This window comes from Campylobacter sp. RM16190 (assembly GCF_012978835.1).
Classification (GTDB): Bacteria; Campylobacterota; Campylobacteria; order Campylobacterales; family Campylobacteraceae; genus Campylobacter_A.
This window is the reverse complement of record NZ_LIWS01000013.1, coordinates 1-19,482: the sequence shown is the minus strand read 5'-3', so window position 1 is coordinate 19,482 and position 19,482 is coordinate 1. Positions and strand designations below refer to the sequence as shown.

At 42.9% G+C, this 19,482-nt stretch carries 35 protein-coding genes; 23 read left to right on the top strand and 12 right to left on the bottom strand.

Going from position 1 to position 19,482, the window contains the following annotated elements:
- The first annotated feature begins 10 nt into the window (after window positions 1-10).
- Genes CDOM16190_RS09915 through CDOM16190_RS09895 form a run of 5 tightly spaced genes read left to right on the top strand, consistent with a single transcriptional unit; the run spans window position 11 to window position 2,364 of the window.
- Window positions 11-1,120 (top strand): phage tail sheath protein, encoded by a 1,110-nt coding sequence (locus CDOM16190_RS09915; protein ID WP_170020595.1) that lies wholly within the window; start codon window positions 11-13, stop codon window positions 1,118-1,120.
- A gap of 1 nt (window position 1,121) precedes the next feature.
- On the top strand, window positions 1,122-1,373 hold the full coding sequence (locus tag CDOM16190_RS09910; protein WP_170020593.1) for a hypothetical protein: 252 nt from the start codon (window positions 1,122-1,124) through the stop codon (window positions 1,371-1,373).
- Window positions 1,374-1,376: 3 nt separating this feature from the next.
- On the top strand, window positions 1,377-1,871 hold the full coding sequence (locus tag CDOM16190_RS09905; RefSeq protein WP_170020591.1) for a phage major tail tube protein: 495 nt from the start codon (window positions 1,377-1,379) through the stop codon (window positions 1,869-1,871).
- On the top strand, window positions 1,868-2,098 hold the full coding sequence (locus CDOM16190_RS09900) for a hypothetical protein (RefSeq protein ID WP_170020589.1): 231 nt from the start codon (window positions 1,868-1,870) through the stop codon (window positions 2,096-2,098). Before CDOM16190_RS09905 ends, CDOM16190_RS09900 begins: the two co-directional genes overlap by 4 nt.
- Before the next feature lie 2 nt (window positions 2,099-2,100).
- Entirely contained in the window at window positions 2,101-2,364 is a 264-nt protein-coding gene (locus tag CDOM16190_RS09895; protein ID WP_170020587.1) for a phage tail assembly protein, read from the top strand.
- A gap of 118 nt (window positions 2,365-2,482) precedes the next feature.
- Here CDOM16190_RS09895 and CDOM16190_RS09890 read toward each other — a convergent pair whose 3' ends face one another.
- Window positions 2,483-2,656: a hypothetical protein gene (locus CDOM16190_RS09890; protein WP_170020585.1), complete on the bottom strand. Its 174-nt coding sequence runs from the start codon at window positions 2,654-2,656 to the stop codon at window positions 2,483-2,485.
- A gap of 69 nt (window positions 2,657-2,725) precedes the next feature.
- Here CDOM16190_RS09890 and CDOM16190_RS09885 point away from each other — a divergent pair, with 69 nt between their 5' ends.
- Window positions 2,726-5,221 carry a phage tail tape measure protein gene (locus tag CDOM16190_RS09885; protein ID WP_170020583.1) on the top strand — a complete coding sequence of 832 codons (2,496 nt, stop codon included), beginning with the start codon at window positions 2,726-2,728 and terminating at the stop codon, window positions 5,219-5,221.
- A gap of 16 nt (window positions 5,222-5,237) precedes the next feature.
- Here the strand turns inward: CDOM16190_RS09885 and CDOM16190_RS09880 are convergent, their stop codons facing one another.
- The 8 genes from CDOM16190_RS09880 to CDOM16190_RS09845 form a co-directional block, all read right to left on the bottom strand.
- Window positions 5,238-5,654 (bottom strand): hypothetical protein, encoded by a 417-nt coding sequence (locus CDOM16190_RS09880; protein WP_170020581.1) that lies wholly within the window; start codon window positions 5,652-5,654, stop codon window positions 5,238-5,240.
- Between the two features lie 2 nt (window positions 5,655-5,656).
- Window positions 5,657-6,313, bottom strand: a complete 657-nt coding sequence (locus tag CDOM16190_RS09875) for a toll/interleukin-1 receptor domain-containing protein (RefSeq protein ID WP_170020579.1) — start codon at window positions 6,311-6,313, stop codon at window positions 5,657-5,659.
- A gap of 10 nt (window positions 6,314-6,323) precedes the next feature.
- Entirely contained in the window at window positions 6,324-6,686 is a 363-nt protein-coding gene (locus CDOM16190_RS09870) for a thermonuclease family protein (RefSeq protein WP_170020577.1), read from the bottom strand.
- Between the two features lies 1 nt (window position 6,687).
- A complete protein-coding gene (locus CDOM16190_RS09865) occupies window positions 6,688-7,161 on the bottom strand; it encodes a hypothetical protein (RefSeq protein WP_170020575.1) in 474 nt (157 codons plus the stop codon).
- Window positions 7,149-7,361, bottom strand: coding sequence for an excalibur calcium-binding domain-containing protein (locus CDOM16190_RS09860; protein ID WP_170020573.1), 213 nt, complete (start codon window positions 7,359-7,361; stop codon window positions 7,149-7,151). The genes CDOM16190_RS09865 and CDOM16190_RS09860 overlap by 13 nt, the downstream gene beginning before the upstream one ends.
- A gap of 2 nt (window positions 7,362-7,363) precedes the next feature.
- On the bottom strand, window positions 7,364-7,717 hold the full coding sequence (locus tag CDOM16190_RS09855; RefSeq protein WP_170020571.1) for a hypothetical protein: 354 nt from the start codon (window positions 7,715-7,717) through the stop codon (window positions 7,364-7,366).
- Between the two features lie 16 nt (window positions 7,718-7,733).
- Complete coding sequence (locus tag CDOM16190_RS09850; RefSeq protein WP_170020569.1) at window positions 7,734-8,336, bottom strand: LexA family transcriptional regulator; 603 nt, start codon at window positions 8,334-8,336, stop codon at window positions 7,734-7,736.
- 306 nt (window positions 8,337-8,642) lie between these two features.
- Complete coding sequence (locus CDOM16190_RS09845) at window positions 8,643-8,795, bottom strand: hypothetical protein (RefSeq protein ID WP_170020567.1); 153 nt, start codon at window positions 8,793-8,795, stop codon at window positions 8,643-8,645.
- 501 nt (window positions 8,796-9,296) lie between these two features.
- On the opposite strand from CDOM16190_RS09845, the gene CDOM16190_RS09840 reads away from it, so the two are divergent.
- Together CDOM16190_RS09840 and CDOM16190_RS09835 are read left to right on the top strand one after the other, a co-directional pair.
- Window positions 9,297-9,536 (top strand): hypothetical protein, encoded by a 240-nt coding sequence (locus CDOM16190_RS09840; protein ID WP_170020565.1) that lies wholly within the window; start codon window positions 9,297-9,299, stop codon window positions 9,534-9,536.
- Window positions 9,537-9,559: 23 nt separating this feature from the next.
- Window positions 9,560-9,781: a hypothetical protein gene (locus tag CDOM16190_RS09835; RefSeq protein WP_170020563.1), complete on the top strand. Its 222-nt coding sequence runs from the start codon at window positions 9,560-9,562 to the stop codon at window positions 9,779-9,781.
- Here the strand turns inward: CDOM16190_RS09835 and CDOM16190_RS09830 are convergent.
- On the bottom strand, window positions 9,778-9,939 hold the full coding sequence (locus CDOM16190_RS09830; RefSeq protein WP_170020561.1) for a hypothetical protein: 162 nt from the start codon (window positions 9,937-9,939) through the stop codon (window positions 9,778-9,780). The two genes, CDOM16190_RS09835 and CDOM16190_RS09830, sit on opposite strands and share 4 nt — an antisense overlap.
- A 212-nt stretch (window positions 9,940-10,151) precedes the next feature.
- Entirely contained in the window at window positions 10,152-10,373 is a 222-nt protein-coding gene (locus CDOM16190_RS09825; protein ID WP_170020559.1) for a hypothetical protein, read from the bottom strand.
- A 107-nt stretch (window positions 10,374-10,480) separates the two neighbouring features.
- Between CDOM16190_RS09825 and CDOM16190_RS09820 the strand changes: the two genes are divergently transcribed.
- The 15 genes from CDOM16190_RS09820 (at window position 10,481) to CDOM16190_RS09750 (ending at window position 18,110) form a co-directional block, all read left to right on the top strand.
- Complete coding sequence (locus CDOM16190_RS09820; RefSeq protein WP_170020557.1) at window positions 10,481-10,687, top strand: hypothetical protein; 207 nt, start codon at window positions 10,481-10,483, stop codon at window positions 10,685-10,687.
- A gap of 20 nt (window positions 10,688-10,707) precedes the next feature.
- Window positions 10,708-10,941: a hypothetical protein gene (locus CDOM16190_RS09815; protein ID WP_170020555.1), complete on the top strand. Its 234-nt coding sequence runs from the start codon at window positions 10,708-10,710 to the stop codon at window positions 10,939-10,941.
- Between the two features lie 3 nt (window positions 10,942-10,944).
- Window positions 10,945-11,133 (top strand): hypothetical protein, encoded by a 189-nt coding sequence (locus CDOM16190_RS09810; protein WP_170020553.1) that lies wholly within the window; start codon window positions 10,945-10,947, stop codon window positions 11,131-11,133.
- Window positions 11,084-11,275, top strand: a complete 192-nt coding sequence (locus CDOM16190_RS09805) for a hypothetical protein (protein WP_170020551.1) — start codon at window positions 11,084-11,086, stop codon at window positions 11,273-11,275. Before CDOM16190_RS09810 ends, CDOM16190_RS09805 begins: the two co-directional genes overlap by 50 nt.
- Window positions 11,269-11,514, top strand: a complete 246-nt coding sequence (locus CDOM16190_RS09800; protein ID WP_170020550.1) for a hypothetical protein — start codon at window positions 11,269-11,271, stop codon at window positions 11,512-11,514. Before CDOM16190_RS09805 ends, CDOM16190_RS09800 begins: the two co-directional genes overlap by 7 nt.
- Complete coding sequence (locus tag CDOM16190_RS09795; RefSeq protein ID WP_170020548.1) at window positions 11,507-11,701, top strand: hypothetical protein; 195 nt, start codon at window positions 11,507-11,509, stop codon at window positions 11,699-11,701. Before CDOM16190_RS09800 ends, CDOM16190_RS09795 begins: the two co-directional genes overlap by 8 nt.
- Window positions 11,702-12,604: a hypothetical protein gene (locus tag CDOM16190_RS09790; protein ID WP_170020546.1), complete on the top strand. Its 903-nt coding sequence runs from the start codon at window positions 11,702-11,704 to the stop codon at window positions 12,602-12,604. It begins immediately after the preceding gene.
- Window positions 12,605-12,614: 10 nt separating this feature from the next.
- Entirely contained in the window at window positions 12,615-12,782 is a 168-nt protein-coding gene (locus CDOM16190_RS09785) for a hypothetical protein (RefSeq protein ID WP_002944658.1), read from the top strand.
- A 102-nt stretch (window positions 12,783-12,884) separates the two neighbouring features.
- Window positions 12,885-13,067 carry a helix-turn-helix transcriptional regulator gene (locus CDOM16190_RS09780; protein WP_170020544.1) on the top strand — a complete coding sequence of 61 codons (183 nt, stop codon included), beginning with the start codon at window positions 12,885-12,887 and terminating at the stop codon, window positions 13,065-13,067.
- Window positions 13,064-13,999 (top strand): DNA-methyltransferase, encoded by a 936-nt coding sequence (locus CDOM16190_RS09775; RefSeq protein ID WP_170020542.1) that lies wholly within the window; start codon window positions 13,064-13,066, stop codon window positions 13,997-13,999. Before CDOM16190_RS09780 ends, CDOM16190_RS09775 begins: the two co-directional genes overlap by 4 nt.
- Window positions 14,000-14,009: 10 nt before the next feature.
- Window positions 14,010-14,297 carry a hypothetical protein gene (locus tag CDOM16190_RS09770; protein WP_170020540.1) on the top strand — a complete coding sequence of 96 codons (288 nt, stop codon included), beginning with the start codon at window positions 14,010-14,012 and terminating at the stop codon, window positions 14,295-14,297.
- 90 nt (window positions 14,298-14,387) lie between these two features.
- A complete protein-coding gene (locus tag CDOM16190_RS09765; protein WP_170020538.1) occupies window positions 14,388-15,779 on the top strand; it encodes a DEAD/DEAH box helicase family protein in 1,392 nt (463 codons plus the stop codon).
- The gene (locus CDOM16190_RS09760; protein WP_170020536.1) at window positions 15,780-16,913 is read left to right on the top strand and encodes a DNA cytosine methyltransferase; all 1,134 of its coding nucleotides are present in this window, start codon (window positions 15,780-15,782) and stop codon (window positions 16,911-16,913) included. It abuts the gene before it with no gap.
- Window positions 16,914-16,916: 3 nt separating this feature from the next.
- Window positions 16,917-17,324 carry a YopX family phage-derived protein gene (locus CDOM16190_RS09755; RefSeq protein WP_170020534.1) on the top strand — a complete coding sequence of 136 codons (408 nt, stop codon included), beginning with the start codon at window positions 16,917-16,919 and terminating at the stop codon, window positions 17,322-17,324.
- A gap of 12 nt (window positions 17,325-17,336) precedes the next feature.
- Window positions 17,337-18,110, top strand: a complete 774-nt coding sequence (locus CDOM16190_RS09750; protein ID WP_170020532.1) for a phage antirepressor KilAC domain-containing protein — start codon at window positions 17,337-17,339, stop codon at window positions 18,108-18,110.
- Window positions 18,111-18,112: 2 nt separating this feature from the next.
- On the opposite strand, the gene CDOM16190_RS09745 is transcribed toward CDOM16190_RS09750, so the two are convergent.
- Complete coding sequence (locus CDOM16190_RS09745) at window positions 18,113-19,300, bottom strand: tyrosine-type recombinase/integrase (protein WP_170020530.1); 1,188 nt, start codon at window positions 19,298-19,300, stop codon at window positions 18,113-18,115.
- Window positions 19,301-19,482 lie beyond the last annotated feature (182 nt).

Here is a 19,482-nt window from a genome sequence, read left to right as displayed (position 1 = left end):
AGGAGAAAAAATGCCAGCAAAATACGGTGTAAACGTTGAACTTTATAACGGATCGTTAAACCCATACGAGATAAACAATCAAAGACCCATAGCCATAGTCGGAGACGATACTAAACTAGTTGCAGGGCTTTACGTTTATAGTACCGTCGAGGATGCGATTAAAGAAGTAGAAGGCGGCACGATTAAAAACGCACTTGATGATCTAAAAGCATGCGGGCTTCATTCGCAAATTGTACTAAGTTCTTTTAGGCCAAGCCAAAACCCAGATAGTGAGGCAAAGAAGCAAGAAGATTTAGCGGCTTGCCTAGCTGCTATTGACGGGCTTAAAAAGGCTGAGAGTGTTGTTATGGCCAAGCCAAAATTTATAGCTGCTCCTGAGTATAACGACACAGGAGTATATGAGAAGCTAAAGCAACTTGGCGAGTATTTAAGAGCTGTATATGCTATAGAAGTTAACGCCACTAACGAACAAACCGCAAAAGCTGCAGTGCAAACTCTATCTACAAAGACAGCTATCATAACATATCAAAAAGTAAAAAGAGTTGATAAAACAGTAAGACCTATGAGTATGTTTTTGATAGCTCTTTATGCAAAAGTTATGAGTGAAACTGAATACGGATTCTCGCAGACCTACTCAAACAGAGTTATTCCGGGCATTACCGGTATAGTAGATAGTGTAGAGTTTATTCAGGGTGTGGATTGTGAAGCCGATAGACTTAGAAGCGAGGGCATAACCATAGCATACGTTGATGATGGAATTCGTGCATGGGGTGGTGAAACAAGAGATGAGGATTTTACTAGCATGCATACTTACGTGATCTTTTATACTGCTATTGAGACTATATTTGAAGCACAAAAAAGAGCTATAGATAAAAGAATGCGAGATGTGCTTAAAAACGTGGTCGATAGCCTTGAGGCATTTTATCGCAGGCTTGTGGCAAATAACGTAGCAGTCGGATTTGAAGTAACCGTGCCGCTTGAATTAAACACAAACGAGACTATCAGCGAAGGTAAAATTTATATAAAACATAGAGTTCAAGAGATGCCTCTAATCAAAAACATCACGAATAGAATTTACCGCGTTACCGATTATTCTCAAGTTCTTATAGAGGAGCTGTAAGATGAATGCAAACAAGAAATATGAACTGATCGGACGCATAGTAGAACAAAAAGAGATTGCTCATAAATTAAACAGAGACATAGGAGAGTTAAAAGAGGCTATCGTATCGTTTTTAAACAGTAAATTTTTATCTAGTATCTGGGGTGAAACAACTCAAAACTACAAAAATAAAAATATATTATTAAACGAGACTTTGCAAAAAATAAAAGAATATGAAGACGAGCTAGAAACGCTTAAAAATACAGAGGAGTAAAAAATGTTAAAAGCACAGGCTATCACAGGTGGAAATTTATTTATAGACGGCATAGGGCTTTTTGGAGAGCTAGTGGATTTTGAGCCGCCAAAATTTGAACATGAGACTATTGAGGCGAATTCCGAAATAGGCAAGTATGAATTGGTATTACCGACATTAAAACCTTTGTCTGCAAAATTTACTGTAAATAATGTAAGCGAAACTTATTTTGGTCTTTTAAATACTAAAGTTAAGCAAAAGGTATATGTAAAGGCTAATCATAGCGGTAGTGAAGGCAAGCATGTTCCTATAATCGCAACTTTTACGGGCAATATCAAAGTTCTTGAAGCTCCAAAATTTGAAATGAATAAAGAGGCAAATATGACTATCGAAATGAGCTGCATAACAGTTAAATATGAAGTTGATAAAAAGCCTGCAATTACTTATGACATTGAAAATAAGATATATTCTGTAAACGGCGAGGATCTATACGAGCCAATCAGAAAGAATATATCATGACGCCGGAAGAGAGAAAAATTTATAACTTCGGGCTTCTTAAGCTAAAAGAGGATGAGGTATATAAATGGGGCTCAAGAGTCGCGAGACTAAAAGAAAATTTAGTCTCTTTGCTAAACGAGCCTTTTAATGTCAAAGAATTTAAGATGGTTTCAGACGATCTTGCCGAAGCCATAACAAAAAGAGACGAGCTAAAAAAGCAAATAGACGAATTAAGAAAGGAAATTTAAAAATGGCGCTTAGAAAAATAGAAATACCAAAAACGGAGTTTACGTTTAGCGACGGTCAGACAGTGGAGCTCAAAGCTCCGACGCTAGATATTCTACAAAATGCCCAAAAAAAAGCCAAAGACGAGATCGAGCAAGCTAAGTTGATGCTGATCGAAATGAGCGACGGCGAGATGGATAAGGAATTTTTGGGATCTTTGCCGATGAGCGAGTGGAGCGAGCTGTCTAAAGCGGTTAGCGCGTTTATGGGTATCGACGTAAAAAACTAACCGAGGGGATTGCTCTAATAGGGCACTCCCTGCACTTTACACTAAAAGACATCATGAGCTTAGAATTTAACGAGTTTGTGGATTATTATGAAATAGCCTTGAAGCTTACAAAAGAGTTTTAAGGCTCTAAAACTCTAGCCTCAAATTTTCTCTCTTTTCTGAAATATTTAAAATATACGTAAATGCAAAATAACGGGATTGAAATATACCAAAAAGTGGCGACTAGGACATAAAAAACTGCAAACCCTATCAACCCTATACATATTACCAAAGCAAGCAGTAAATCATCCATCTTTAGCGCCTCCGTTGTATAAATTTGTATCTCAATTTTAATAATATAAAGATAAAAAAAGGCTGAAAAATGGCGAAAAATGCGACTCTGACCTTCGGGATGGACTTAAGCGACTTCGATAAGGCGATGAAGGCTATAAACAAGCAAGCCACGAGCCTAAGCGATCAGATAAACAAGGCTACCCAGGGCGCTATACAGGCTTATAAAAACGGCCTAAGCGAGCTTAAGGCAAATCCGTTTCAAAGCGCGAAATTTCACACGGATTTGGCAAATCTCAAAGAAAACATCAAAAAAGCCGTGACGCATAAGCTAAATTTAGACATCGAGGATGCTAAGAAAAACCTCGAAGGCCTAAAAACTCAGGCACTAGCCGCCGTGGGTAGTATCATGGCGATCTCAAAACCAATAAGCGCGGCGATCGATTTTGAAAGCTCGATGGCCGACGTCAAAAAAGTAGTCGATTTTAGCGGCGCGGATGAGGTCAAGCAGTTTTCGGACGGCCTAATGAAGATGAGCCGCGAGATCCCTCTAAGCGTAAATGAGCTAGCTCAAATCACGGCAAGCGGCGGACAGCTCGGCATCGCTAAAGAAAATTTGATGGACTTCACGACTACCGCGGCAAAGATGGGCGTTGCCTTTGACATGAGCGCCAAAGAGGCTGGCGATAATATGGCCACGATGATGAATATATTTGGCATGGACGTTAAGCGTGTAGGCGAGCTAGGCGACACGATAAATCACATCTCAAACAACTCCGCAGCCACCGCAAATAAAATAGTAAACGCCCTGGGGCGTATCGCGGGTAATGCCAAAGACTTTGGGCTTAGCGCAGACGCCGCGAGCGGACTTGCTAGTAGCTTTATCGCCCTAGGAAAAGCTCCAGAAGTGGCCGCGACCGCGATCAACTCGATGCTAACGACGTTAAACAACGCCGACAACGCAAGCGACTCGGTTAAGGCCGCATTTGAGCAAATCGGCATCGACGGCAAAGAGCTAAAGCAATCGATCATCAAAAATCCGCAAAAGGCCTTAACCGACTTTTTGCATATGCTCTCAAAGATCCCAAAAGAGAGTAAAACGGGCGTTTTAACGGCGATTTTCGGGAAAAACTTCGGCGACGACATTTCGCTAGTAACGGGCGCGATAGAAAACTACGACAAGGCGATGAAGCTAAGCGCGGATAAGGCAAAAGCCGGATCGATGGATATGGAATTTAAGTCCAGGAGCAAAACGACGGCAAATAATATCCGGCTAATGAAAAGCGCCTTTAACGAGATCGCGATAAATGTTGGTAATGCGTTTTTGCCAGCTTTAAATTTAGTTATCGACGGCATTAAAAAAATCAGTTACGCCGTTTCATGGTTTGCCGACGCATTCCCGGGTGTGATAAAATACTCATTCGGTGCGGTTATCGCGATAACAGCCGTCAGGACTGCGCTAATCGCAAAGCAAGCCACACTGAGCCTTGCGACGCTAATGCTCGGAAATTACCGTAAAGTATTGCAGCTTTTGCCGTTTGATTGCTTGCAGCTAGGCGGCTCGCTAAAAGATTGCGGTATCGCGGCGAGATTTAAAGCAATGTGGCTAAACGCGGCTACGAGAGCATCTACTCTTTGGGGGGCTAGCACCGCAGCCGCTAGCTCAAAATCAACTCTTTTCGTCGGAGCTCTCAAAAATATCGGGATCTCTTTTAGAGCGCTCGGTGTGGCATTTTTGAGCAATCCCATCGGGATCGTTTTGACCGCTATCGCTGCCGCCGCTTTTGCGGCTTATAAATATTGGGATGAGCTAAAAGCCTTTTTTAGCGGATTTTTTGAGGGCGTCATGACCGGGCTAGAGCCGTTAATAGATAGCTTTAGCAGGGCGTGGGAGGCTATAAAAAACGCTTTTTCGCCCGTTGCTGATCTGTTTGGGGCGATATTTGGAGTGACGAAGGCGAGCGAGGATGAGCTTGGAGCACTAAAGGACGCCGGCGCTAGTTTCGGGCAAACTCTAGGCGCAGTATTGAGCGCGCTTTTATACCCTTTTGAAGCTTTGGCAAACGTCATAACCGCCGTGGGGTTCATAATCGACATTGTCAAAATCAAGGGCGCGCAGTGGATAGAAGCTTTTGGCGAGGAGCTTAATTGGTGGCGCGATCTTTTCGGCAATATAGGCGAGTGGATATTGCAGAAATTTAGCTCCGTTGTGGATGGGATAAAAGGCTTTTTTGCAGGCTTTTTTGATTGGCTAGCGGAGAAATTTGCATTTGTAACAGATAGCATAAAAGCGGTTACGGACTTTGCAGGATCTGCCACGCAAGGGGCGAAGGATATATTAGGCATCGGCGACGGCAAGGAGGCTAACTGGTATAATCCTTTTAGTTGGTTTAACGACGCAGCGCCGCAAACGACGGCCGGATCTGTGGATAAAGTCGCGCAAGACCGCCGCGAGATGAGGTCGCAAACGAGCCAAAATCAAATAACCGACAATAAAAAGATCGACATAAATTTATATGGATCGCAAGCTACCCCGCAAGCCGTGGCGCAGGCCGTGAGCGATAACGGGTATAGTTTTGGGGATTAGCCGTGATTACTCACGGCTAATTAGAGGCGAATACGATAGGTATCAAAAACATTGCTGCAAGACAAATGTATAGCGGCGCCAGAGACCAAGAGAATATAATGCAACAATAATTAAATTTCGAATTTTTAAGTCTCTCTTTTGTGCTTAGATTAAAAAGCTCGTATTTTTCTCCTTTTACAACATCGTTATATATATCTCGATAAGCCCTCTCCATCCTTAAATAATAAGCATCCAATATCCAAAATATCAGTATCATAGCAATATAAAACGCTAGCGCTGATTTGTCATAATTTTTGTCGTAAAAAAACGCTACTATGGCCGATGTTATAGTAATGGCAAAAGTCTTTATCTGAAATGAATTCGTATTCATCCTTGTTATGATATTTTGTAAAAATTCAAGATATTTAAGCATGTTTTCGCTAGTTTTTTCCATCTTTATAGCCTAATATACTGCTTAATATCTAATAAATTAGTCTTTTTGTCCAGAAAATCGTAGTCCGTTGTAAATTTACATTCAATACTCTCATTCTTATGCTCTTGATTTGCAACGATTCTATTTGTTCGTTCTTTTATAAAAATTTGCCTTGCTAGTTGATTTTCAAAGTATATCCAGGGGGAGTATGTTGTGTTGTCGTTATTTCTTGAATTTAGAGTTTCTATAAATACAAAATATTTACTGTTATGCATTACATTGCTTAATGCGGTTGCTAGTATAAGTTTTGTGGATGAATAAATCTTATTTAGTTCTTGGATCGTCTCGTTGCCGAGATAGGTTATTGGTTTGTCAAAAATTAAATTTTTCTCTAGATTATATATATTTCCCCATATTTCCGAATCAATAAAAGCGCTTACTCCTAGATATTCTTTTAATTTTTTTGCTAAGTTTTCATCTCCGTGAGAATGCGATATAAAAACATCAGGATATATATCGTTGGGAAACATTATTTTTTGAATATCTGTAAAATTTATGGAACGTTCATTTTGTATATAATCTAATATGAACTTCCTTGCTTTTTTCTCTTCAAAATTAAAGGTAAAGTTACTTTTTGAAGCTATACCTCTAGTGTTTTTACCTATGTAATATGTTGTCATTTTTATCTCCTTAAAAGTTTTTGTATTTCTTTGAATACTTTAAATAGGCTCTCGCGTAGCCGTCTTTTACCATTTTGCCGTTGATGTCCGTGCCGTCCAAATAGACGATCCCGATCACTCGCTTATATTTGTCGTGCCCGTGCGTTTCGATTTGGACTTCTTTGCCGGCTATTAGCTCGCTGAGGTATTTTTTGGACTTCTTACCGCCGCTATCCTTCATCTCGGGCGCGTCGATCCCGTAGAGCCTGATTTTGACACGCTCGCCGCCCTTTGGCAATATCCAAATCGTATCGCCGTCTACGACTTTAATAACCTTGCCTTCAAGCCCGAAAAGCAGACAAAACGAAATAAGCAAGAGGGATAAAATTTTCAAATTAAGCCTTATTTGCCTCTTCAAATAGATACTTTTTTATCATCTCGTTGGCCTTTTCCATGAGTATTAATGTATTTTTATAAGAGTCCTCTTCAAACGCATTTGCTTCCGCGTCATTGCCATTTGCTTCAAGTGCCCTATATGTTGGATCTGCGCTATAATCTAGCGACAGCAATATGTCATCCAATGTTTTATCTATTGCCTTATTTTCAAACACATAGCCGTTTTGGGCTTTGTATTTCGATACGTCTTTTCTTATCTCTTCCCATCTTTTCTTGCCGTATATCTCCCCGTCGTGAAGCTCTCCTAAATTTAAAGGGGCATATTTTTGGAATATTGCATTAAATTCCTTTGTAGCCGTGACTCTTAAGCCAAAAAGTATCTCTATTTTTTTAAGTTTGCTTTTTGTCGGTTCTATTCTAGACGCGAAATAGCCGCCTATAAACGCTACTAAAATTGTTGCTAAAGATTCCATTTTTTCTTACCCTTCCCGCAAACATTCTCGCACGGCACGCCGTCGCCGTCTCGGTCAAAATCCCCGCGCCCGCAATTTTTAAAATAATGATAAGCCTCCTCGCAGCTTTTCATCTCTTTGCAATACTTCTTTGAGCAGTCAAATTTATCCGATCCTAGCAAAAAGCAAGCCGACAAAATCAAGAAAATAGCATATTTCATTCTTAAAATTCGTTCATGACTTTTTGAATATCCAAAGATGGATCAACGAGCGTTTCGTATTTACCATTTGCGTGTTGCTGTGCCTTACCGTTTACGGCAAAAATTTTATAGCTGTCGCCCTCTTTAACCACTTTAAAAAGACCGCCTTGCCTTCTTGTATCTACTCCCAGCGCAAGCCCTCTGCATAATATATAATAAATATTGTCTACTTCTTCGTTCATGCACGATACCGTTTCATAAATTTTATTATTCAAATAATGAAGCGTCAGCTCTTGCTCTGCTTTTGTAACATAGTCCGGGTCAAAAAAACCAAAAGCAAAACTAGTCAATATGCCAACAAAAAATACCTTTTTCATAACATCTCCTTTAAATTTAAACTATACTCTTTACCACTTTACCCACGATTTTAAAATGCTCCTGGGTTTCGTTTAGATCGATCTCGTAGCTTTGAAAATTCGGATTAACCGAAACAATTTTAAGCATGCCGCGCGGCGTGAGTTGCAGGATTTTTACCATGAGCTGATCGCTAAAATTTACCACGTAAAGCCCGTCTCCGGCAAATGCGCCGTCCTCGCGAAAAATAACCCAATCCCCGCTCCTTAGCATCGGCGTCATGCTCTCGCCCTCTACCTCCATGCTGCCCAGGTTTTTACCGGGCGGGACTTTAAAGAAGGCCTTGGCAATCGGCATCAGCTCGCCCGTTTGGTAGCTCCTCACGCCTTCTAGCTCGTTGCCGCCGCCCGCGCTTGCCTTGACGGAGGTCGTTTTGCGGATAAAGTAGAGATCGGCATCGTCCGAATTTGATTTTTTTTCGGTCATCTGACCTATTTTTAAAAGCCACTCGTTGGAAATTTTATCTCTTCTTATCCAACTATCTATCGTAAATTTATTTACTCCTAATCTTTCGGCTAGCTCTATATCCGTCCGCAAGCCCCATAAATCCTTTATTTCGTTAAGCTTTTCTCGCGCCCCCATTCAGAACCTCCTACGAATTTTCTAAAAATAATGCAAAAGCGTTAATAAAATAACGCAAATTTCTTGACAAATACGACAAAATGTATTATAATTCAAACATCAATTAAGCAATTATACCAAAAAGGACGAAAAAGATGTTTGATTTATGCCTTTTACAAAATATAAAAGAGTGCCAATCTAAGTTAAATGCGACGTTGGGCATTATGCACCAATACGGCAGAGGCAGAGACGAGTCGCTCGCACCGTTTAGGGCTGAATTGGTGGAAATAGCCCAAAATTTGGAGGCTTTTACAGATAGGCTGGAGGCTAGTTTATCTCTTTGTGCGATCCTTGATCGAACCACACCTGAGCAGTTACGTGAGGCGTTAGAGTCTGATTTTCCACTTCGTAGTTTATTTGAGTTGCTACAAGGTAATAAGTGCCGTCAATCTTGCGGTTAAGCTCTAAAATCTCCCCCACGCGAGGAACAAAGCTAGAGTCCGTCTCAAAAAACGCGCGGAGTTAAAGCGCGAGTTCTTTAAAAAGGTTAAAAAGATGATTTTGATTTTCTTGATTTTAGGCGTTGTGATCGGAACGTTTACGGCGACTTTGGTAGCTTGGATGCTGGGGATGTTTGACTAAAAGCGCGTGAAAGCTTGGCACTTTTGCCCGGTAAGTTCGCAGGTTTTCTTGCGGCAATTTTCGCAAATCGCGATGATGGGCTTGTCGTTTTTAAAGCCTATTTGGGCTTGGCGTTTCGTATAGCCGTCTTTGAAATGAAGGACGCACTCGAAATTTTTAAACGTAGTCGGAATTCTAGCTTGGAAAATACGCCAAGCCGAGTATGAGCCAAAGCCGAATCCGCCGATAAAACCGACTATGAAGGCGTGAGTAACGTCGCCAAAAATATCGGCTAAAAATTTAAAAAAACTTCCATCTAAAAGCCTTTTTTAGATGAGATTATACCAAAAAGGACGAAAAATGAAACTTCAAAACGCGGCTAAGCTCTTAAAAGAGTTCGGAGAGGTTAAGGAGCACGAATGCGGCGCGAGCGTCGAAATAGGGGCTAAAACTTACGGCGCGCTAACAAACTGCGGCGCGGATACGGTTTTGTATCTCTTTGAGGAGACCAAAGACGAGCGCGGCGGGATATATTTTAGCTTGATAGGCTCGCTAAAGCAGATGCGCGAACGCTTGCAAGAACTACAAAGGGCGGCCTAAGCTGCCCCAAGAAAGGATGAGGGATGAAAAAGTCGATTAAGAAATATAAGAAGTTCGTGGCTTATGCCGGATGGTTGCAAATGATGGGCTACGCGTATATGGATGCAAGGAATATTTTTTCCGAAAAAGCTAAAAATATATCCATGGCATGGGGTGCCGAGCTTGACGATAAAACCCGCAAAAAGCTCAACAAGATCGCTAAAAAAGCGTTTAAAGAAAGAGAGAAAGAAGCAAAGGCGCTCTAGCTTAGTTGAGAATAAATGCCGTGCTTGCTAGCTTCGCTTTTTAGCTTTTCTAGCGCGTTTTGCACGGTGTTTAGCTCTTTAACGAGTATTTTGACGATCTCTTTTAGGTCGTCAAAATCGGCGGCCTCTAGTTGCATTAAAAGCTGGTTGGTATTCATAAATGAGTCCTTTTAGTTGAATTTGTTTTGGCGAATGGATTATAACGAAAAAGGGCTTTTTTATGAGTATTTTTTAAAAGGATAAAAGATGAAACGAGACAAATTTATAAACGACATTTTGGGGATAGAGACAGCTCAAAAAGTTAACGAGAGCGGCTATGTAATCATCTCAAAACAGCGATACAAGAGACTTACGGCGGTATATGCTAGTTTTAAAAAATTGCTTCCCACTCGCTTAAGTCGTAAGGCTCGTCGTGATCCTCGTCATCCCAAAGGTCAAAGCTCGTGTAGCCGTGATAAACGTCGTCTGCGGCTAATGACGCGTTGGCATACGTTCCGTAAAGCTCGTCATTTACGAACAGCCCGAAATTGCCGTAACTAAGCGGCGCGATAAAAAAGCTTATTTCGTCGTTGATCTCGTAGCGGTATTTCATTGTTTTAGTTCCTTTTGGGTTTGTTGATTTTGCGCTCAAATTTTACTCAAAAAGGGGCTTAAAGAGTGAAAAACGGCGGGAAACCGCGTAAATTTAAAGGATAAAAGATGACGAAAGACGAGTTTATACAAGAGGCGTATTTGAATATCGCCGTAAATGATGAGTTAGCCAACGAGTGCCTACGGCGCAAGACGATATGCCAAAAGCTAGTTAAGCTAATAAACAGCGATTTAGGCGAGGAGTTTTTGGATGGTTGCGAGGATTTTAAAGCCGCGATGCAGAAATTCGAGCTCAAATACGGCTTTTTAATTTGAAATTTAAAGGAGGCGAGTGAATGAAAACTCTAGCACAATTAATCTACGAAAAAACCAGATGGACGGTAAAGGACTATTGCGAGATGCGCGGGATCAAAAGCCCGGCCGGGCTAAGGTGCGGATACGTAAGCAAGGATAACGCGAAAATACTAGAAGGCGACGGGATCGAGTGGCGCAAGGCCAAAAACGTCCGAGTGGGCGACGGCACGTGCGCAGGATATGTTTTTTTAAACAAAAATAAGAAAGCGAGCTAAAAAATGCTAAATAAAAAAGCGGTTGATTTTGCGATGTTTCAGGCAAAAATGGCGATGGCGGGGTTTGAGATCAAACTAACTCCAAAAGGCGAGATCCGCGGGATAAAACGCGGCGCAAGGCTGGGCAAAGCGGAGGCAAAAAGTGCGAATAATCCAAATTATAAAACAAATTCTCTCGCATCGCTCAGTTGAGCCGTGCCGGGCAAAAGATAGGAAAATCAAGGGCGCGAGCGGGGCGATCTTTAGTGAAACGCACTACTACGCGAATGCGGACGGGTTTATCGCGTGCAGGCTAGGCGGCGCGATCGTGGATATAAAGGAAAAATCATGCTAATTCAAAATTTGAAACGATTTTTTGAGGTTAAGTCGGGGATCGAGAGAATAGACGAGCAGATAAAAGAGCTCAAAGAGGACAAAAAAAGTTATCTTGAAACTCTCGAAAACCTAGAGCGCGAACTAAAGCGAGAGCTAAACACGGACGACTTAACGGGCGTTCAAATTTCGCACGGGCTTAACATGTCCATCGAGGTTGTCAAAAAAGAGGACAAAGACAAAGAGGCGGGCAATGAGTAGAAATTTAAGAGACGCGTTAAAAAACGCCAAAGACGAGATCAAAGAGCTAATCGCCTCATTTTTTGAGGAGATTGAAGAGAGTCTCGATGAGCTTGCCGAGCTCGTAGAACAAAACGAAACAGAGCAGGCGGACGACCTAATTACTGAAATCAAACAAAAAATGGATAATTGGCTCGCGGTGCAGTAGATGAAGCCCACGCCTAAATTTAGCGCAGACGACATTGTCGATTGCGGGATAGATAGCATCCGTTTTGTGATGCCAAAGGCCACGCTAAACGGCTTTTTGAAAAAGATTGAGCTTTTGGGAAAGCTGCGGCTAATAAGCCGAAATAAAACGGTAAAGGATTATGCAGAGTATAAATTTAAGGGCGCAAATAAGCCGCTTTTTGATGCGGACGAAAAGCACCCCTTTAAAATCCGCTACATCAGCTTTAAGCGCGGCACGAAAAGCTTAACTAACACGATGCTGGTGGTCGAAAACTCAAGCGAGTTGAACGATCTTTGCAAGAAGCGTAAAAAGCCCTTTGGCTATTACGTTTGCGTTGTCTTTGCGGGGCTATTTCAGCCTAGCAGGGATATTTTTAAAGAAACTTACCGAATTTTGGGCAAGTTTTTACGGCGTTTTAAGCCTTACAGCTGGGATGTCGCGGTGGATTTTAAAGATCGGGGCGACGTAAATTCTAAATCCAAAGGCGAATTTAAAGAGTCCGTAAAAGAGTGCGCCGATGACGTGATCAGTTTTAAAACTAGCATTTACGCCAATCGCGGACTAAAAAGCGGGAAGTTTTACGCGGTGGATAAGGTTTGTTTATACGACAAATTCGAAAAGCAAACGAACTACCACAAGCAAAAAATAGACGAGAAATTTAAGGACTGGAAGCGCCTTGAAGTTACGTTTCGGCTAAAGGGTAAATTTATGGATTTTATCGAAAACGAAAACTTTAAGGAGTGCGTTGAGGTGATGGACGAGATCGCGGATAAGCTCACGGGCGAGTTTCCTTTTGGCGTCTATCTTGGCAAATTTAACGAGCAAATCGCATATTTCAGGGATATGCGCAAGCGATTAAATTTAAGCAAAACTATTTTTTAAAGGGTAAAAAGTGGGAAAATTTAACGTAGATGAGCACATAAAGGCGCTTAAGGTTTGTAAATACTTCACGATCGAAGGTATAGAAAATTTAATCAAAAGGTATCCGAACGAGGAGCATATAAAAATCGCCATGCAGATCAAGGCAAAAAACGAAAAGCCGATCGAGGGCGCAAAATGAAAAATAGGGAACCCGCGCAGCAGGGCTTTAGAGGGGTCGAGGGGATAAAATCCCTCGTCGTAAAGGCGGGCTTGGCTCGCCTGCGAAGTTAAAGGAGTAAATATGCATCAAAATCAAATAAATTTTATCAGTTACGCGCAGGCGGCAAAAATGCTAGGCGTTGCGGTGGTAACGATCAAGAAGTGGGCGCAAAAAGGGATTATTAAGCGATATGCCGTAACCGGTCGCAGCGTGTTTGTCGATAAAGACGAAATTTTAGAGATGATTAGAGGTAAAGAGTCATGAACGTGATAAATCAAGTCGTAGCGGACGATTATGCCATTTATAACGGCGACAGCTGCGAGGTCGTTAAGGCTCTAAATGATGAGAGCGTAGGGTATATCATTTACTCGCCGCCGTTTGATAGCCTTTATACCTATTCAAATTCCGATCGAGATATGGGCAACTCAGAAAAGGGCGAATTTATGGAGCATTTTGCGTTTTTGGCAAAGGAGCTATTTCGCATCCTAAAAAGCGGGCGGCTTATGAGTTTTCATTGCATGAATTTGCCCACTTCAAAGGTTAGAGACGGATTTATCGGAATTCGCGACTTTAGAGGCGAGCTAATACGCCTTTTTGAGAGCGTGGGCTTTATATTTCACTCCGAGGTTTGCATTTGGAAAGATCCCGTAATCGCTCAACAGCGGACGAAGGCGCTCGGACTGCTTCATAAGCAACTCGTAAAAGATAGCGCGATGAGCCGCCAAGGGATACCCGACTATCTCGTCACGATGAGAAAACCGGGCATAAACGCCGAGCCGATCGAGGGCGGGTTAAAATACTACTGCGGCGACGGTGCGCCGATCGCGTCTAAATTTGACGAAGAAAAAGGCAACCTAAACCGCGGCAGTATCGAAGTGTGGCAAAGATACGCGAGCCCGGTTTGGATGGATATTAACCCGAGCAATACGCTAAGCCTAAAAGGTAGCCGCGACGACGAGGACGAGAAGCATATTTGTCCGCTCCAGCTTGACGTTATAGAGCGTGCACTCCAACTGTGGAGCAATGAGGGCGACGTCGTATTTACTCCGTTTTTGGGTATCGGCAGCGAGGTTTATCAATCTCTAAAAATGAACCGCAAAGGGATAGGCATTGAGCTAAAGAGCTCTTATTTTAAAGTTGCGGCGAAAAACTGCGAGCTAGCCTTGCGAGAGCGCGCCCAAGGATCGCTTTTTTAGGGGGTCGGCGGTGGATAAGGCAAAAAAAATTCAAGACTTCTACGCAAATAAAGTAAAAGATGCGTGCAGGCCTGAGATTAGGCGATACGGCGCGCTTCAGCTAGCGGTTTTTAAGGCTAAAAGAGCGGGCGAGGATATAAGCGCCTTAAAACAAGAGCTAGAAAACGCGAGGCGCGAAGCGATGAGAAAGGCGATCGCATGTTTGGACGAGCATGAGCATTTTGAGGTTATAGCCACGTTAAGCGATAACGGCAAAATCCGCTCAATGCCCGATTTTTTCAAGAATTGTATTATTTAACGTTCTTTTAGCGCGGCGAATAAATCGCCGCTAAAGAACCAAATGCTAAAGACTAAGGTTGCTACTCGCAACCTAGAGATAAGGAAATTTATGCAATATGAAGACTTTTTAAAGACGAAACAAAAGCGAGCTAGCTTTAAAAGCATTGAAATTTCGCGAGACGAGCTAAACGGCGCGCTGTTTGATTATCAAAAGGATCTCGTTTATCTTGCGCTTAAAAAGGGGCATTTTGCGATATTTGCGATGACGGGCAGCGGCAAAACGGCGATGCAAGGCGAGTGGGCTTATCAAATTTGGCAAAAAGAGCGCGCGCCCGTGCTCATCGTGACGCCTATTGCCGTCGCTTTTCAGAGTATCGAGGAGATAAAGCACATCCTAGGGTATGACGTTAAATTTTGCGAAAGCGCGGACGATGTGATAAACGGGTTAAACATTACCAATTATGAAAAGTTGGATAAATTTGACCCGGATGCGTTTGTCGCGTTAGTCCTGGACGAGAGCTCGAGGCTAAAAAGCTATACTTCGGCCACGCGAAATTTAATCATCGAAAACTACAAGCACACGCCTTATAAGCTCGCATGCTCGGCCACTCCAAGCCCTAACGACTACACGGAGCTAGGTAATCACACGGAGTTTTTAAACGTGATGAGCTTGTACGAAATGCTCTCGATGTATTTTGTGCACGACGGCGGCGATACGTCCGAATGGATACTAAAAGGCCACGCGGTTAAGCCGTTTTGGAAATTTATCAGCTCGTGGGCGGTATTTTTTACAAAACCATCCGATCTAGGGTATAGCGCCGAAGAGGACGCTAAATTTAAGCTCCCGCCGCTAAAAATGCAGCACGTCGAAGTTGAAAGCCAAAGCAAGGACTCGCTTTTTGCGATCGCCGCGCAAACCTTGCAAGAGCGCAGGCAAGCCAAAAAAGATAGCTTAGAGCAAAGATGCGAAAAAGTGGCCGAGATTTGCAATGCGTCAAACGAGAATTTTTTGATTTGGTGCGAGCTAAACGACGAGGGCGCGATGCTCAAAAAGCTAGTGGCGGATAGCGTTGAGATCAAGGGAAGCGATAGCGACGACTTTAAGGCGCGCGCGATGAGTGATTTTGCAAACGGCAAAATAAAATGCCTCATCACAAAACCCAAGATCGCGGGATTTGGTATGAACTGGCAAAAGCACTGCGCAAATGTGATCTACGCCTCGCTATCGGATAGCTTTGAGGGATTTTTCCAAAGCTTGCGCCGCGTCTATCGCTACGGTCAAACGCGCGAAGTAACTTGCTATATCATCACGAGCGAAGCCGAGGCAAACGTGCTAGCAAATATCCGCCGCAAAGAGGCTGAATTTTATAAGATGATCGAGGGCTGTTTGGAGCAAACGCGCGAGCTGGTGCTAAGCGAGATCAAGCGCGTAAGCCGAGAAAAAAGCGAATATAACCCGAGCGTAGCGATGAGCTTGCCGGAGTTTTTGAGGGCGGGGTAAATGATCCTCGCCACTCTCTTTTCCGGCATAGGCGCGCCCGAGTTTGCCGCTCGCGAAGTATTTGACGAGGTAGAGACGGTATTCGCCTACGAGATAGACAAATACGCACGCCAAAGCTACCTAGCCAATCACGACGCCCCGCTAGCTTTTTACGAGGACGTTTGCGATCTTGACGCTAGAGCTTACGCCGGGCAAATAGATATTTTGATAGGCGGTAGCCCTTGCCAAGACTTCTCAATCGCGGGACAGCGCGCGGGCGAGGACGGAGAAAGAGGCAATCTAATATGGCAATTTTACCGCGTCGTTAGCGAAGCTCGCCCTAATGTTTTCGTTTATGAAAACGTCAAAGGGTTTTTATCCATAAACGGAGGCAAAAGCTATCAAAGGTTTTTGGACGCTTTGCGCGGGCTAGGCTATCACTGCCACGCCGAAGTTTTGAATACCAAAGACTACGGCATCCCGCAAAACAGAGAGCGGCTGTATATCGTAGGGTTTTTGAACGCAGACGAATATCACACCTTTTCTTACGCGCCAAAGCAGGCACGAGGGCTAAATTTGGGTGGTATGCTTGATCGCGAAGTAGATGAAAAATACTTTTTGAGCGATAAGATGATCGCGTGTCTTAAGAAAAAAGAAAACAACTTTAAGGGCAGCTTTGCCCCAAAGTCTTTATGTGATGTAGGGAATTGCATAATGACTACCGCAGGAAGTCGTCGCACGGATAATTTTATAAAGGTAATCGGCAAGCTCGACATAAAAGGCAACGACATCTTAAAGTGCGTTTATGGCATCGACGGGGTAGCTCCTACTATACACACGGCACAAGGCGGCAATCAAGAGCCGAAAATTTTACAACGCGCACGAGGTTTTAATAAAGGCAATGAGTTTGAGTTTTGCCCTACGATTAGCTCAAGCAGCTTTGAGCAAAATAATCTACTAAAGAGCGAGCGCATACGCAAGTTAACCCCTAGAGAGTGCTTACGCTTACAAGGTTTCCCCGAGAATTTCAAAATCGTAGTTTCCGATACGCAGGCGTATAAGCAAGCCGGAAACACCATGAGCGTAAACGTCGTAAAAATGATTTTTGAGCAAATAAAGCTCGCGAAAAATAAAGAATTTAGATTAGGAGTGTGAAAAATGAGAGAGATTAAATTTAGAGCGTGGCATATTAAAGAAAGAAAGATGTATTTTTTAGAGGCGATAGATATGTGCTTTGAATTGGTTACGGTAACGAAAAAGAATTCGGACGAACAAGATTATGCCGCATATTTTAGATTTTCTGAAATCGAGCTTATGCAATACGCCGGCGTAAAGGATCAAAATAATGCGGAAATTTACGAGGGCGACATCGTCAAATTTGACCCGCAGTCTCCTTGCGGCGATGAATTTTATAATCCGCGAGACGGCGAGATAGGCGAGGTGATTTTTGATTTCGGAAGTTTCGTCGTTAGGCCGATTGATAAAAAGCGGGAGAGTTTGCGATTTTCTCTCAGTGAGCTCGGCGATTGGGTAGTCGTCGGCAATATTTACGAAAATAAAATTTAATAGAGGGCAAAAATGAACCTAGAAATTTTTAAAAATGATAACTTTGAGATCAGGGTTGCGGTAGGTGAGTCGGGCGATCCGCTTTTTTGCCTGGCTGATGTTTGCAGGGTTTTGGAAATCCAAAACGTTACCGACGTCAAAAATGCGATAAAAAGGGAGTTTGACGATGGCCTAGATTTAACCTACCCCATCCTTGATAGCCTAGGCAGGGAGCAAAACGCGACTTTTATTACCGAGCCGCAGCTTTATTTCGTGCTAATGCGAAGCGACAAGCCAAACGCGAGGAGCTTTAGAAAATGGGTCAATGTTGAGGTTTTGCCGTCTATCCGCAAGCACGGCGGCTACCTCACTCAAAAAAAGATCGATGAGGTGCTAAGCGATCCCGATACGATCATAAAACTAGCCCTTGATCTAAAAGCCCAAAGAGTAAAAACTCAGGAACTAGAGCGCGAAAAAGCGGCAAATTTGCCTTATATTACCTTCGCAAAAGCAGTCGAAGCAAGCGCGACGAGCATCAACATCGGCGACTACGCAAAAGCCCTATGCGACGACAAGCGCATCAGGGTAGGGCAAAAACGGCTTTTTAGCTGGCTGCGAGATAGCGGCTACTTGCAAAAAGACAATAAGCCTTATCAAAAATACGTCGATAACGGATACTTTGAGCTTGTGATGAACGTAATAGCCACCACAAAAGGCAATCTACAAACCTTTACGACGAAAATCACGAGCAAAGGGCAAGTAGCGCTCGCGCCTAAAATAGAGCAATTTTTCTCAAAGAGCGCTTAAATTTATAAATTATCTAGCCAATCCGCCCACCACTGCATCATTGCGCGCATTTGGGCTAGGTTTTGGGCACGGTTGTAAGCGGCGCGGATCTTGTCCGTGCCTTTGTGTGCGAGGCATTTTTCTATGATGTCGAAATTTAGCCCGTGAGTGTCGATGTTTTCATTGCAAACGGTGCTAAACATTGCACGAAAACCGTGCGACACGATCTCGTCTTTGCTAAAGCCCATACGGCGAAGCGCGACGTTTAAAGTATTTTCGCTCATATACCGCGTCGCGCCGTAAAGCGAGCCGAAAAGATAAATTTGATCTAGATTGTAGCCTTTGTATTCTTTTAGCAGCTCCAAGGCTTGACGCGATAGGGGCAGGGTAAAAGCCTCTCGCATTTTCATATCGCCCGCGGGGATGCTTATGACGCCCTCGTCAAAGTCGATATACTCCCATTTTGCGCTTCTGACGTTAAAGGGGCGTAGCGCGGTGAGGACTGCAAATTTAAGGGCGTATTTGGTGCGAACGTCGCCGCTGTATTCGTCTATACTTTGCCAAAGTGCCTTAATATCGGCGTTTTTGGTAAGCGTCGCGTAATTTTTCTCTTTTACTTTTTTAAACGTGAAGCGGTAGTTAATGCTCGCGATCACGTTATTTGGCGCGATATAATAAGCCGATTGCCAAATTTGATTTAAAAGCGAATAGAGTCGCTTCACCATCTCAAGGCTGCCTTTGGCCTCTATCTTTTTTAAAATTTCGATGACGTCGGTTACGGTAATGTCCGTAATGCTTCTATTTTCAAAAAACGGATAGGCATACATCTCAAGCAGCCTTTTATCTCTATTCAGGGTGTTTGGCTCTACGCTAGGGGCTTTTATTTCGAGCCATCTTTGCGCGATTTTTTTAAAATTTGCCTGCTCGTTTATCTCGCTCTCGCGCTTGACGTCGATGCCGTCTCTTACCTTTTGCTCTAGCTTAAATCTCTCCTCGCGCGCCATGGCCAAACTAAACTCGGGAAAGTCTCCTAAATTTAGCCTTTTGATTTTATTGTCGGCCGGGCTTTTGTATTCGAGAGCAAAATATTTACGACCGCTAGGATCTACGAAAATATATAAACCTCTGCCGTCGCATTTCTTATAAATTTTATCCTTCGGCTTTAGCGCTCTGATCTCTCTATCTGTTAGCGGGGTGGGTATCTTTGGCATTTTTTTACGGAGTCCTTTTATGCTTTTTTGTTTTGCTCCGTTATTATTCCGTAAAAAGTGGATATTTGCAAATATATTTTTATATCCTTTGGTATTTTTAAATATACGCAAAAATATCTTTAAAATCCGTCTATATCGGGTCTTTTTTATGCTTTTGGAAGTTTTGGGAAGTTTTAAGATGT